Origin of the sequence: Hymenobacter sp. ISL-91 (assembly GCF_018613725.1) — a bacterium.
In the GTDB taxonomy this organism is placed as follows: Bacteria; Bacteroidota; Bacteroidia; order Cytophagales; family Hymenobacteraceae; genus Hymenobacter.
In genome coordinates this window covers 226,807-239,645 of sequence record NZ_JAGGPS010000026.1, presented here as the reverse complement: position 1 = coordinate 239,645, position 12,839 = coordinate 226,807, and the positions used below count along the sequence as shown (strand labels likewise).

The 12,839-nt window shown below is 63.0% G+C and carries 11 protein-coding genes; 5 read left to right on the top strand and 6 right to left on the bottom strand.

Translation table 11 applies throughout. The features are described 5' to 3' along the window. Window positions 1-163: 163 nt before the first annotated feature. Entirely contained in the window at window positions 164-1,018 is an 855-nt protein-coding gene (locus J7E24_RS11475; RefSeq protein WP_215138227.1) for a hydroxymethylglutaryl-CoA lyase, read from the bottom strand. Window positions 1,019-1,204: 186 nt separating this feature from the next. On the opposite strand from J7E24_RS11475, the gene J7E24_RS11470 reads away from it, so the two are divergent. After that, window positions 1,205-2,539, top strand: a complete 1,335-nt coding sequence (locus tag J7E24_RS11470; protein WP_215138226.1) for a M23 family metallopeptidase — start codon at window positions 1,205-1,207, stop codon at window positions 2,537-2,539. 360 nt (window positions 2,540-2,899) lie between these two features. Here J7E24_RS11470 and J7E24_RS11465 read toward each other — a convergent pair whose 3' ends face one another. The 3 genes from J7E24_RS11465 to J7E24_RS11455 form a co-directional block, all read right to left on the bottom strand. After that, on the bottom strand, window positions 2,900-3,502 hold the full coding sequence (locus J7E24_RS11465) for a hypothetical protein (protein WP_215138224.1): 603 nt from the start codon (window positions 3,500-3,502) through the stop codon (window positions 2,900-2,902). Between the two features lie 223 nt (window positions 3,503-3,725). Next, a complete protein-coding gene (locus J7E24_RS11460) occupies window positions 3,726-4,457 on the bottom strand; it encodes a hypothetical protein (RefSeq protein WP_215138222.1) in 732 nt (243 codons plus the stop codon). Continuing rightward, window positions 4,454-6,199 (bottom strand): S8 family serine peptidase, encoded by a 1,746-nt coding sequence (locus J7E24_RS11455; protein WP_215138221.1) that lies wholly within the window; start codon window positions 6,197-6,199, stop codon window positions 4,454-4,456. Before J7E24_RS11455 ends, J7E24_RS11460 begins: the two co-directional genes overlap by 4 nt. Window positions 6,200-6,384: 185 nt before the next feature. Between J7E24_RS11455 and J7E24_RS11450 the strand changes: the two genes are divergently transcribed. Continuing rightward, complete coding sequence (locus J7E24_RS11450; protein WP_215138219.1) at window positions 6,385-7,212, top strand: OmpA family protein; 828 nt, start codon at window positions 6,385-6,387, stop codon at window positions 7,210-7,212. A gap of 287 nt (window positions 7,213-7,499) precedes the next feature. Further along, the gene (locus J7E24_RS11445; protein WP_215138217.1) at window positions 7,500-7,733 is read left to right on the top strand and encodes a hypothetical protein; all 234 of its coding nucleotides are present in this window, start codon (window positions 7,500-7,502) and stop codon (window positions 7,731-7,733) included. 93 nt (window positions 7,734-7,826) lie between these two features. Here J7E24_RS11445 and J7E24_RS11440 read toward each other — a convergent pair whose 3' ends face one another. Next, complete coding sequence (locus J7E24_RS11440) at window positions 7,827-9,224, bottom strand: M20/M25/M40 family metallo-hydrolase (RefSeq protein WP_251047155.1); 1,398 nt, start codon at window positions 9,222-9,224, stop codon at window positions 7,827-7,829. An 86-nt stretch (window positions 9,225-9,310) separates the two neighbouring features. Further along, window positions 9,311-9,874: a phosphoglycerate mutase family protein gene (locus J7E24_RS11435; protein ID WP_215138215.1), complete on the bottom strand. Its 564-nt coding sequence runs from the start codon at window positions 9,872-9,874 to the stop codon at window positions 9,311-9,313. Window positions 9,875-10,111: 237 nt separating this feature from the next. On the opposite strand from J7E24_RS11435, the gene J7E24_RS11430 reads away from it, so the two are divergent. Together J7E24_RS11430 and J7E24_RS11425 are read left to right on the top strand one after the other, a co-directional pair. After that, window positions 10,112-11,119: an ABC transporter ATP-binding protein gene (locus J7E24_RS11430; RefSeq protein ID WP_215138213.1), complete on the top strand. Its 1,008-nt coding sequence runs from the start codon at window positions 10,112-10,114 to the stop codon at window positions 11,117-11,119. 118 nt (window positions 11,120-11,237) lie between these two features. Beyond that, window positions 11,238-12,794 (top strand): ABC transporter permease/substrate-binding protein, encoded by a 1,557-nt coding sequence (locus J7E24_RS11425; protein WP_317195654.1) that lies wholly within the window; start codon window positions 11,238-11,240, stop codon window positions 12,792-12,794. The last annotated feature ends 45 nt before the right edge of the window (window positions 12,795-12,839 follow it).

Here is a 12,839-nt window from a genome sequence, read left to right as displayed (position 1 = left end):
TCCATCCAGAATATCTATCCAAAGCTCTGTTTCCTCGACTTCAATTCGATATTCATACTCGTTATCTAATTCCAGTTCAATGCATTACGGTTCTATCCATAACCGTAAATTACTAGCGGTTTTGTTGCGAAAGGAAATTCCATTCATACTCAGGCTGACACTTCTAGTGCCCCGCAAAGATGCGCTGATTCAGCCGCACGGCCTCGGCCAGCGCCTCCAGGTTCACGCCCGGCTCCAGCCCAACCTGGTTGGAAAACTCCAGCAGCCGCTCGGTGGGCATGTTGCCAGTGAGCTGGTCGGCGGCCATTGGGCAGCCGCCGTAGCCGCCCAGCGCCCCATCGAAGTGGCGGCAGCCGGCCTCGTAGGCGGCCTGCACTTTCTCCTGCCAGGTATCGGGCGTGGTGTGCAGGTGGGCCCCGAACCGAATGTGCGGGTAAGCGGCCGTCAGCTCGCGGAAGGCGGGCGCAATAGTGGCCGGCGTGCTGGCCCCAATGGTGTCGGATAGGGCCACGATACCCACGCCCAGCGCGTCCAGTTTCTGGGTGAACTCGCCGAGCACGGCCGGGCTCCACGGGTCGCCGTAGGGGTTGCCAAAGCCCATGCTCAGGTACACTACCTGCTGCTGCCCGGTGCGGGCGCAGATTTCCTGCATCCGGGCCACGTCGTCGAGGGCCTGGGCAATGCTTTTGTTGGTGTTGCGCTGCTGGAAAGTTTCGGACACCGACAGCGGAAAGCCGATGTAACGGATTTGCGGGTGGCTGGCCGCCGTTTCAGCCCCGCGCAGGTTGGCCACAATGGCCAGCAGCATCGTGCCCGACTGGCTCAGGTCGAGTCCTTCCAGCACTTCGGCCGTATCGGCGAGCTGCGGAATGGCTTTGGGCGAAACGAAGGAGCCAAAATCGAGCGTGCTGAACCCTACTTTGAGCAGGGCGTTGAGGTAGGCTATTTTATCGGTGGTCGGGATGAACGTGGGCCAGCCCTGCATGGCGTCGCGGGGGCATTCGGTGAGGTAGAGCATGGGCGGAAATTGGGTGGAGCGCAAAGATAAACCCCGCCCCGACAACCCGGCCCCGCTGCCAGCTAGCGGCCCGCACCTCGGCTTCGCAAGGGGCTCACGGCAGGCAACCGAACTACCAGGCGTGTTTACGGGTTGAGACAGTCACTGCATTCTATACGCGCTACTTCTCTTCTCCCCACTCGCTTCATGCTGCACCGCCTTCGCGCCCTGCCATTTCTGTTAGTACTTACGCTTTTAAGCGCCTGCAGCCAGAACCAAACCCTGCGCGGCCTCTTTCAGCAAACCACGCCCCACGAAACCTACGCCCGCCGCCTGCAACAGTCGGGCCTCGCCGAAACGGCTCTGGGCCGCGACTGGCTCCGGGCCGCCGACCAGGCCCTGCGCGACTCGCTCACCGTGAAGCTACCCTACCAGGAGTCGGGCTTTTTCCCCACCGACCGGGCCGTGGCGCTGGGCTTGCGCTATGGCGTGCGGGCGGGTGAGGCCATCCAGGTCAGCCTCACGCTGGCGCCCGGCACCAGCGCGCCTCGCGTGTTTCTCGACGCGTTCGAGCTAAGCCCCGACCAGCCCGCGCCCCGGCATCTGATGGCCGCCGACACAACCAGCCTCTCGTTTCGCTACGTGGTGGAGGCCGACCGCCAGCACCTGCTGCGGGTGCAGCCCGAGCTGCTGCGCGGGGGGCGCTACACGCTCAGCATCCGGCGCGAGCCCACCCTCAGCTTCCCGGTGCAGGGCAAGTCCGATAAGGCCATTGGCTCGTTCTGGGGTGCGGGGCGCGATGGTGGGGCCCGCCGCCACGAGGGCGTCGATATTTTTGCACCCCGTGGTACGCCCGCCGTGGCCGCTGCCGCCGGCATTGTTACGCGGGTAAACGAAACACCGCTGGGTGGCCGGGTGGTGTGGCTTTCCACTGCCGATTTCAATGCCCACCTGTATTATGCCCACCTCGATAAGCAGCTGGTACAGCCCGGCCAGCGCGTACGCATCGGCGATACGCTGGGGCTGGTAGGCAATACGGGCAATGCCCGTACTACGCCACCCCACCTGCACTTCGGCGTGTACCGCAGTGGCGCCCTCGATCCGCTACCCTTTGTGCGCAAGGCCGATGCGCCATCTGCAGCACCGAAAAAAGTACCTGCTGAGTTGGGCCAGTACGTGCGGGCCCGCGCTCCGCGGCTCCAGTTGCGGCCCACGCCGGCCACTACCGCAACGGGCCTGGCCGGCCGCACCGCCGCGCCTACCGTTCCGCTGCTGGTGCTGGGCAGCGTGCCGGGCTGGCTGCGGGTGCAGCTGCCCGGCGGGGGCAGTGGTTTCGTGCCCGCCCCGGCCGTACGGACTGCCGTGCCGCTGCGCCGGGAAAAGCTGGCAACCGAAGCCGAACTACGCTCCTTCCCGCTGCCCGGCGCGCCAGCTGTGGCGGCCCTGCCGGCCCAAACTGCCGTGGCCGTGCTGGGCGAGTTTGGGGGCTACCGCCTCGTGCGCCAGGCCAATGGCCGCACCGGCTGGGTGAAGGCCGGATAAGGAGTTAGGCTATGTTGCAACTGCTTTTTCCGGCGCTTCATTTGGCCTTCATGTAGTTGTGCTCCATTCGGGCCGCACCTCCCCAACGCCATAGTTAGTTGCGAAGCGCGTAGTTGCTAACGGACTATCTGGACCGATGCTGTCCTGTGTTAAAGCAATCTGGCAAACAGTCGCCAATTCTCAGATTATAACCCTTTCATTTTACAATAAAGCGCCGCCGGAATAGCTCCGGCGGCGCTTTATTGTAAAATGAAGGAGCACTTGCTACTTATAGCAGCGTCAGCAGCTTGCTCTGTAGCAGTTATTTACCCGCACGGACAGGCGTTATGGGCAGGCCGCTAAGAAGCTCTTGGCCCTAGCTTACTCGGCAATAACTACCGCACGTTTCAGAGACTTGGAGAAGGCCAGGCGCCGCTCCCGGCCATCGGCTGCGGGATAGTCGAAGCCAATAGCCCGGCTATCGGCTTTCACCGACGACCACGACTGGGCATCTACGTTTTCGGGTTGAACAGCCGACTTAGGTACAGCCGGTTGCACAAACCGGTCGTCGCGGAAAAAGCTGTTCATGCCCTGCAGGATAGCAATTTCCTTGTCGCGTACGGTGGCCGTCTGCGGATCGGTCATGTCCTGGTCGCGGATGAGGGCGGTGGCGGGCATCACCTCCTGGCGCAGCGTATCGCCGGTGCTACTAAGGATGATAAAGTAAGCCCGCGACGTAGCAATTTTAGGTCCGCGCAACTGTAGCACAAACGAGTCTTTGCTCTTAGTCGAGGAGAAATTATGGCTGGCGGTTACGGTGCGCAAAACGGTACGCTCGCTCACCCGGCCGCGGTTGGCCTCCAGGCCAGGCGTGAACTGGCGGTCGGTGTTGCGGGAGGTAGCTACTTCACGCTCCGTATTCAGGCAAGACGACAGCTGAAGCAGGCAAACGGCTCCGACAACAGGGATTAATAGTTTTTTCATGAGTAAACAGACGCAGCAACAATTCAGCCAGACAGCCTTTACAATGGCCCCAGCCCCGAAAGTTCGGGATTTCCCCGCATTCGACCAATTTTTAGGATGCCCAGATCAATTGATTATTAGGCACTCCACCCCTGCGCTTGCGTAGCTGCAGGACCAAATTTTTGCTTGTTTACGAAATCTGCTCGTCGACAGACTGTTTTGGGGAGCTTTTTTTGGTTGGATTTCAGAATACGCCTATTTCTAACCCTAACAGCCAGCGGGGCAACTCGGGGTAGCTAGCCGGTGCCAGAGAACTGAATGTATTGGCAAGCCGGTAGCGGCCGGCCAGCGCATAGCGGCCGGTACCCAGCCGCGCACCCAGGCCCCAGCTCCAGCGGCGCAGGTAAGCCGGGCGCACCTCGCGTACCAGTGTCCGGGCGCCCTGCCCCTGCCCGGGCCGGTCTTCGTAGCTGTGGTTGCTGCTCAGCGCCCAGCTGCCCCAGCCGCTCACGTCAAGGTAGTGCCCTATTACGTTGCCGCGCCGCCCAAAACTCAGCCGGATAAAGGGTTCGAGCTGCAGCTGCGTCAGGCCCAACGATTCGCGGTAGTGCGGCTGGGCTGTGGGTACCTGCTTGGTGCTGCTTTGCCGCAGCTGGTAGCGCAGATAGGCAAAGCGGGCGTCCAGCCCGGCCGCTGTAGCCCCCGTTATGCGCCACTTGTTGCGCAGCCCGGCAAATACCTCGCCCGACTGGGGGTAGCGCAGCGGGGCGCCGGGCCCGTCGGCCGCGCCCACTACAGCGGTGTAGCCGAGGTACAGGTGCTGGTAGAAGTTCCGGTTGGGGCCATAGCGTCTGGGAATGGTATCGGTGGCGGGGTCGGCGCGCAGCAACACCCGCTGGGCAGTTGCCGGGCGGGGCCAAACCGCTAGTAGCAGCAGAGCCAGCAACAGTGGCATAGTTGGGCTGGGGCTTCTCATAAAGCGTTAAAACTGGCCGTGTAGCCCCGGTAATGAACCCGCAGCATACCGCCGGCTGGTATTTGTCGCAGCAGCACCCGCAGTATGGCCCGCTGGCTTACCTCCAGCACCTCGTAGCGCGTAATAAAGCCGCCGGCATCGCGCAGCTGCCAGTACAGCGGGGCCGGTGGTGTGGCAGTAGGTTCGGCTGTCAGCGCATCGGTCATGGGCTCAACGGTGGCCTGCAACGGCAGCGAATAAGCAGGCACAACAGCCGCCTCGGGCCGGATGATGACACTGACGGCCGAGTCAGCAACCATAAAATCGAAAGTGGAATCTGGCAGCACCGCCGGCTGGCCGGCAGCCCTAAAAGCAGCTGCCCGGGGCAGGCCGTAGCCGTGGGCATAGTCGAAATAGGGATAAAGCTGCCCGGCCTGCTGCAGCCGGGTAAACAGCGCCATAACCGGCAACTCGCGCTGCTGCTGCCAGGCACAAGCCGCAAAGCCTGCCACCAACGGACTGGCAAACGAGGTGCCTTCGACCCGTTCGAAGCCACCCGGCACGGCTGTTATGGCCACCCCGAAAGCGGCCACATTGGGCTTGAGCCGCCCGCCCATTGCGGGCCCGTAGCTACTGAAAGGCAGATGCAGAAACGTGTCGGGGTCGAGGCCGCCCACGGTCAGCACCGAGTCGGCATCGGCAGGCGTACCAATGGTGCGCCAGCTGGGGTCGTCGCCGGCGTTGCCGGCCGCATTCACCACCAGTATGCCCTTGCGCACGGCCATGGCGGCGGCGCGGGCTACCAGGCTGGTACGCCCGTTCATCTGCTCGGGAAAGTAGCGGCGGTCGGTGTAGCCCAGCGAGGAGTTAATAATGTCGGCTCCGTTCCGGTCGGCCCATTCGGCGGCGGCCAGCCAGGCTTCTTCCTCGGCATACCGCTCGCTACCCTGCTGCTCGGTGCGGGCCAGCAGGAATTCGGCGGCCGGCGCCAGGCCCAGGAACGTGCTGTCGGGCAGCTGGCCGGCCAGGCACGAGAGCACCTCGGTGCCGTGGCTGCCGCCCCGGTACACATCGGGCGTGCGGCGCAGGAAATCGTAGGTGGTCGCTATGGCCCGGCGGCGGTACAGGTGGGCGAAGGCCGGATGCGTATCGGTGGCACGGAAACCTACATCGAACACGGCAATACGCAGCCCCTGCCCCTGCTGCCCCGCCTGCCGGAACCCGGCAGCCCCGAGCACGGCCGTTTGCCGGCGGGCCAGCGCCAAATCGGCGGGCGAAAGAGGTGCGGGCGAGAGAGATGCGGGCGAGAGAGGCGCGGGCAAATCGGCCGGTGGCACAGCAGCGGGTTGCCGGCGTTGAATTCTGGCAGGCAGCAGGGGGCGCTCGGGCCAGGCCTCCACGCTGCGCACGCCGGGCAGCTGCCGTATATGGGCGGCCTGGGCAGCGGTGGCCCGGCAAGCCACGGCATTAAACCAGCGGCTGACAAGCGTGACGGAATCGGTGAGGGCCCGCACCCGGGCCAGATAATCGGGGCGCACCGGGAAATCGGTGCTGTCGGCGGCGGGCAGGTGCTGGCGGCGGCGGCGCGCCTGGGCAGCCGGGTCGAAATAGGTGGCGGGTTGCAGCGTCTGGCCCGCTTTATCGCGGAACGCAACCCAGTAGCGGGCCGCAGGCGCAGCCACAGTAGGCACCGGGCGCTGCGCGGCGGCCGGCAGCGCGGCCAGCAACCCCAGCCACAAAATCAGATGTTTACGAAACCGCAATTGTTGTTTTCTAAAACCTGTTTCAGCTTCGAAGGTACAATAAAGGCTCATTTGGTGAAGCCCCACCAGCGCGCCAGCTGGCAACCAGCCCCCGGGTTGAACCGTTGTAGCGGTGTAGCTGCTCCAAATTAATTTTTGCGGCGCTTTTGGCCAGTCATTTCCTGTTTTTCATTTCTCCTCTTCGTATGTACTTCTCTTCCGTTTTACCCAAAGTGCTGTGCGGTGCTGCCCTGCTTGTTGGCTCGGCCAGCTGCGTATCGCAGAAAAAATTTGATGCTGCACAACGCTCGTTTCAGGAGGCCGCCCAGGCCCGCGACCAGCTGCAGGTAGAAAAAACGGCCCTCGAAAATGAGAAGGCGCGCAATGAAGAATCGTTGCGCAGCAATCTGCTTTCTAAAAATCAGCAGGTAAATCAGCTCAACCAAAGCCTGAGCGGAGCTCAGCAGGAAAATTCGCAGCTTTCCACTGATTTACGAACTAAGGAAGAGCGCATTGCCGAAATGCAGCGCGTGCTCGACCAGAAGGAAGCCGCCGTAAAGGCGTTGCGCCAGAAAGTGGGCGACGCGCTGCTCGGTTTCAATGCGCAGGATTTGCAGGTGAATGTAAAAAACGGCAAAGTGTACGTGTCGCTTTCCGAGCAGCTGCTCTTTAAGTCGGGCTCGACCAAAGTAGACCCTAAAGGGCAGGAAGCCCTCAAGAAACTGGCGGCCGCCTTAAAAGGCAACCAGGACGTGAACGTACTGGTGGAAGGCCACACCGACAACGTGCCGGTGCGCGGCGTGGTAAACGGGGCGAAAGACAACTGGGATTTGAGCGTGTTACGGGCAACCGAAATCACGCGTATCCTCACTGAATCGGGCCTTTCAGATTCGCAGGTAACGCCTTCGGGCCGGGCACAGTTTGTGCCCGTTGCAGCCAACGATACCCCCGCCAACAAGGCCCTTAACCGTCGCACCGAAATTATTTTGACGCCCAAGCTCGACGAGCTGTTCCAGATTCTGGAGCAGAACTAACCCACTACTAGCCACGTGGTTTTATCGATAAGGCAACCCACTTAGTTGGCGTGCTTTGGAAAATAAAATTACAGCTGTCAGCATCAAATAAGCCAGCTTGCAGAGCCAGTGCCGCTATAAAAGCAGGTANNTACCTGCTTTTATAGCGGCACTTTATTTATCTACCTGATCAGACATTTTATTATTTTTCACGTATCGGAATTATTCCAAGCGCAAAACTACTTGTGAAATAAAAATAAACAGGCAATTTTGCAACTTCAAAATTTCTCAACCAAGTTATTTCCCCAATGGCAACCAACGACCTCAATAAGCTCCAGGAAATTCTCAACAGCGCCGAAGATAATCATGCGCTTTTGACCCGTATCCGCAAGCAGGCTTCTAAAATCAACAACCTGATGGAAGAAATGAATGCTATGCTGGATCCTGATTACAAGATTGAAAAGAAGGAGCGTAAGCCACGCGCCGCCAGCGGCACCGGCAAAGGCCCAGGCCGTCCGCGCAAAAACGCCGCCGCCGAATAACACCTTTGACCAGCGTAAACTCAAAAATGCCCGGCTGCCAATGGCAGTCGGGCATTTTTGTTGCGGCATATTTCCTGACCGACAGGCGAGACGCTACAGCCCGTATTTGCTTAGCAGATATATAAGTGAGGCCATGCTGGCCCCACCCAGCTCCAGCTCGCGGCGGTTTACCTTATCAAAGGTATCGGCGGCGGTGTGGTGGATATCGAAGTAGCGCTGCGAGTCGCAGTCGTAGCCAACCAGGGCTTTCACCTGGCCCTTCAGCGGGCCGATATCGGTGCCGGCGTGGCCCTGGGAAAACTGGCCGCTGCCATAGGGTGCAAACAGGGGCTGCCAGACTTCAATTTTGCGCACTACGGCCGGCGCGGCATCAATGTTGAAGCCTCGGGGCGTAAAGCCGCCACCGTCGGACTCCATAGCGGCCAGGTGGTTTTCCTTGTTAGCCTTGGCTATTTCGGCGTATTTAATGCCGCCACGGTTGCCGTTTTCCTCGTTCATGAACAGCACGGCCCGCACGGTGCGCTCGGGGAGCAGGCCGGTGGCCTTCAGCAGGCGCAGGGCCTCCATGCTTTGCACGCAACCCGTCCCGTCGTCGTGGGCACCCTGCCCCAGGTCCCAGGAGTCGAGGTGGCCGCCTACGGTGATAATCTGCTCGGGATACTTGGTGCCTTTTATCTCGCCGATGACGTTGTAGCTTTTCACGTCGGGCAGGGTCTGGCAGCTCATTTCCAGCTCCACGCTCAGGTTGGAGTCGGCCTTGAGCAACTGGCTCAGCTCATCGGCACCTTTGGTGCTGAGGGCAGCGGCAGGCACCTTGGCTACGCCTTCCTGGTAGCTCATGGTGCCGGTGTGGGGCAGGTCGTCTTGGGCCAGCGTGAGGCTGCGCACCAGCGCGCCCACGGCCCCGCGCTTGGCGGCGGCCACCGCTCCGGAGCGGCGCTGGTCGCCGGCTTCGCCGTAGGCCTGGCCGGTTTCTATATACAGCGGGTTCATGGGGCGGTTGAAGAACACGAATTTCCCCTTCACCTGCGCTTCGGGCAGGGCGGCCAGCTCGGCCAGACTCTGCACTTCTATCACGCCGGCGCGCAGCTTGCCGCCCGTGCCCACCGAGCCACCCAGTGCAACTACGTTCAGGCTCACCCCTTTGCCCTTATCGGCCCTGATAGTGGCCTTTTCGGGCTTGCCGCGTACCCAATGCGGCACCATCACCTCCTGCAGATACACGCGGTCGAGGCCCAGCTTTTCCAAAGTTGCCTGGCCCCATTGCACGGCCTGCGCGGCCTGAGGCGAGCCGCTGAGCCGGGCACCAATCTGGCCGGTGAGGTAGCGCAGGTTCTCGTAGCTCTGCCCCCGGGCCAGGGCCTCATCATAGATGCGGCGGATGTTAACTGAGTCGGTGGCGGTGGGGGTTTGGGCCTGGGAGGCCAGCGGAACGGCAGGCAACAGCAGCGCCAGCGCAAGAGCATGGCGACGGAGGGCAGGTAGCATCATGGAGGAGAGAAAAGGGAGGAAAACAAACCGGTAGAGGGGTAATAGAAGCGTAAGCGGGCCGTCGGGTTGCAGCGCTGCGGGCCGGCTTAGTGGCTTCGCACGCCGTAATGGTGCGCTACGGCCGTGGCGGGCCGGGCGGCATCGGTCGGCAGGCGCACTTCCAGCAGGTAGTCGTAGGCTTCGTCGGGGATGAGGGGCACGGGCCGGGCAGCGCCCAGGGCATCCACGGTTTCGAGGATGGTGTTGGAGTGGCCCACTACCAGCACGTTCTGGTTGGGGTAGTCGCGCCGCAGCCGGGCAGCCAGCGCGGGCAGGTCGCGGGCATCGTAGAGCAGCACCGGCAGGGCGCGGGCAGCGGCCAGGGGCTGGGCCGTAGTGCGCGTACGGGCCGTGTTGGTGCTAAAAACGGCGCTCAGGCGCGTCTGGCGCGGAATGGCAGCGGCCAGCGCCTGCGCCCGGGTCTGCCCTTCGGCCGTCAGGGGTGGGTCGGGGAGGCCGGGCGTGAGGTCTTTTTCGGCGTGGCGCACAATGTACACCCGGGTTACGGGCCCGATGGCAGCCTCGGTGGGCGTTGCTTTACGCACGCAGGCGGCCAGCGCCAGCAGCAGGCCGAAACAAAACAGGAGCCGACGGACAGACAGTTGTATCATAGTAAAAGAGCTATTAAATCCGGTTGGGCAGCCGGAGGGTGCTGGCGGCCGCACCCGTTTGCCCGGGCATAGACCGCCAATAATTGTTTGCTCAAAGCTAAGCCAGATTCGGAACCGGACAATTTTGGAGTGCCTGGCTAGCTTCCCAAAATTGCAGCACGGGCAGCGGAAATTTCTGGCCCGGCCCGGCCCGCTGCTTTTTCCTGCCTTACCTTTCAGCGCCTTACCCCTGCCGCTATGCCCGCCCTCGAAGCCCGCAACCTGACCAAGCACTACGGAAGCCGCGCGGCGGTGCAGGACGTGTCGTTCGGGGTGGAAGCGGGCCAGACGCTGGTGCTGCTGGGGCCCAGCGGCTGCGGCAAAACCACGCTGCTGCGGATGCTCAACCGCCTCGTGGAGCCCGATGCCGGCGTGGTGCTGGTTGACGGGCACGATGCCCGGAGCCAGCCGCCCGAGCTACTGCGCCGGGGCATGGGCTACGTTATTCAGCAGGTGGGGCTGCTGCCGCACTACACGGTGGCCGAGAATGTGGCGGTGGTGCCGCAGCTACTGGGCCACGCCCCGGCCGCCGTAGCCGCCCGCACCGAGGAGCTGCTGCGCCGCCTGCACCTGCCACCCGAGCAGTTTGCCCACCAGTACCCCCACCAGCTTTCGGGGGGCCAGCAGCAGCGCGTGGGCCTGGCCCGGGCCCTGGCCGCCGACCCGCCCATTATTCTGCTCGATGAACCCTTCGGTGCCCTCGACCCCATCACGCGGGCCAGTATCCGGCGCGAGTTCCGGGAGCTACCCGAGCTGCGCCGCAAAACAATGGTGCTCGTAACCCACGACGTGGCCGAGGCCTTCGAGCTGGCCGACCAGATTCTGCTGCTCGATGCCGGCCAGGTGCAGCAGCTGGGGCCTCCCCGCGAGCTGCTGCTGCGCCCCGCCAACAACTTCGTGCGCCGCTTTTTTGGAGCCGATCAGCTGGCCCTGCAACTCCGGGTTCTGCGGCTGGCCGACGTGCTGGACGAGTTGCCGGACGCCAATGACTTTCAAACACCAAGTACCACACAATCAGAAAGTAACATCATCCCATCTACAGCATCAATACATGATACCCTGGAGAAGTTTAGCCACACCCCTGCCCCGGTTTCCGGCGAGCCTACGGTGTGGGTACAGGTGTCGAAAAGCACCCTCCGACCTCTCACGAATGCCACGCTCATGGCCGCCTTCGGGCGGGCCCTACGGCGCCTGAAGAACGTGTAGGGGCAGGACTTATTCCCGCCCGCCGTTCGCGCAATCTCAACGATTTTATTCATTGGCGGGCGGGGGCAAGCTCCGCCCTTGCCACGTTCTTCGGGCGGCACATTTTCTGTATTTCACCGTGAACATCCTGACCGAACTATTTGCCTTCTGGCAGGCGCAGGCCGATAAACTGGGCCAGCAAACCCTGCAGCACATTGGGCTTACTGCCGCTTCGCTGCTGGCGGGCGTGGTGGTGGGCGTGCCGCTGGGGCTGCTGCTCACGCGCCGGCCACGGCTGGCGCCCTGGGTGCTGGGCGGGGCCGGCGTACTCCAGACCATCCCGAGCATTGCTTTGCTGGGCTTTCTGATTCCGGTGCTGGGTATCGGGCCGGGGCCGGCCATTGTGGCCCTGTTTCTGTACTCGCTGCTGCCCATTGTGCGCAACACGCTGGCGGGCATACAGGGCGTAGATGGCGCCGTGGTGGATGCCGCCCGCGGCCTGGGCCTCACCGACGGACAGGTGCTGCGCCGGGTAGAGCTGCCGCTGGCTTTGCCGGTGCTGCTGGCCGGCATCCGCACGGCGGCCGTGATAAATGTGGGCGTGGCCACGCTGGCGGCCTATGTGGCAGCGGGCGGCCTGGGCGAATTCATTTTTGGCGGCATTGCCCTGAACAACCCGGCCATGATTCTGGCCGGCGCTATTCCGGCTGCCGCACTGGCCTTGCTGTTTGATGGGGCGCTGGCCGGACTGCAGCACCTGCGCGGTCGGCGGCTGTGGGCCGGGCGGGCGCTGCTGCTGGCCCTGCCCCTGCTGGCGGGGCTGTACCTGCTGCCCCGCGCCGCCAGCAAGCTACTGGCCGGTTTCAGCCCCGAATTTGTGGGCCGAGCTGATGGGTTGCCAGGCTTGCGCCAGCTTTATGGCCTCAACCCATCTTCGGTGGTGCTGGCCCCGGCGCTGGTGTACGAGGCTGTGCGCAGCGGCGACGTGGACCTGATTGACGGCTACTCGACCGACGGCCGCATCCGGGCCTACGACCTACGGGTACTGCGCGACGACCAGCATGCCTTTCCGCCCTACCAGGCCGTGCCCGTGGTGCGTCGGCAGGCCTTGGAAGCCCACCCCGAGCTGGCCCCTGCCCTGGCTCGCCTTGCCGGCCAGCTCTCCGATTCGGTGATGACGGAGCTGAACTACCGGGTGGATATTCGCCACGAAACACCCCGGGCCGTGGCCCACGATTTCCTGCGCCGCCGGGGGCTGTGGCGCGCTCCGCAGCCCGCCACCGGGGCGGTTATCCGGCTGGGATCCAAGATTTTTGGGGAGCAGTACATTCTGGCCGAAATGTATGCGGCCCTCATCAAAGGCTACACCAACCTGCGGGTGGAGGCTAAAACAGGCCTGGGCGGCACCAGCATCTGCGCCGATGCCCTGCGTACCGGCGCCATCGACCTCTACCCCGAATACACGGGCACCGGGCTGCTGGTGGTACTTCAGCCACCGCCGGCCGTGCTCGACTCGCTGGGCCCCGACCCGGTGGCCGTGCTGGCCTACGTGCGCCGCGAGTACCGCCGCCGCTACAACCTGGAGTGGCTGGCGCCGTTGGGTTTCAATAACACCTATGCCCTGCTTATGCGCCGGCAGCAGGCCGAGCAATTGGGTATCCGCACGGTCTCGGAGCTGAGCGCGCATCTGCGGTAGCTGGGGCGGCTTAGGGGGCGCTTGTATTGGCTATACCATTCCGCT

What these genes read in the sequence shown, in the direction of transcription:
- J7E24_RS11450 (WP_215138219.1), top strand. Translation starts at nt 6,385, where the DNA reads ATGTACTTCTCTTCCGTTTTACCCAAAGTGCTGTGCGGTGCTGCCCTG.
- J7E24_RS11470 (WP_215138226.1), top strand. Translation starts at nt 1,205, where the DNA reads ATGCTGCACCGCCTTCGCGCCCTGCCATTTCTGTTAGTACTTACGCTT.
- J7E24_RS11445 (WP_215138217.1), top strand. Translation starts at nt 7,500, where the DNA reads ATGGCAACCAACGACCTCAATAAGCTCCAGGAAATTCTCAACAGCGCC.
- J7E24_RS11475 (WP_215138227.1), bottom strand. Translation starts at nt 1,018, where the DNA reads ATGCTCTACCTCACCGAATGCCCCCGCGACGCCATGCAGGGCTGGCCC.
- J7E24_RS11465 (WP_215138224.1), bottom strand. Translation starts at nt 3,502, where the DNA reads ATGAAAAAACTATTAATCCCTGTTGTCGGAGCCGTTTGCCTGCTTCAG.
- J7E24_RS11435 (WP_215138215.1), bottom strand. Translation starts at nt 9,874, where the DNA reads ATGATACAACTGTCTGTCCGTCGGCTCCTGTTTTGTTTCGGCCTGCTG.
- J7E24_RS11440 (WP_251047155.1), bottom strand. Translation starts at nt 9,224, where the DNA reads ATGATGCTACCTGCCCTCCGTCGCCATGCTCTTGCGCTGGCGCTGCTG.
- J7E24_RS11460 (WP_215138222.1), bottom strand. Translation starts at nt 4,457, where the DNA reads ATGAGAAGCCCCAGCCCAACTATGCCACTGTTGCTGGCTCTGCTGCTA.
- J7E24_RS11430 (WP_215138213.1), top strand. Translation starts at nt 10,112, where the DNA reads ATGCCCGCCCTCGAAGCCCGCAACCTGACCAAGCACTACGGAAGCCGC.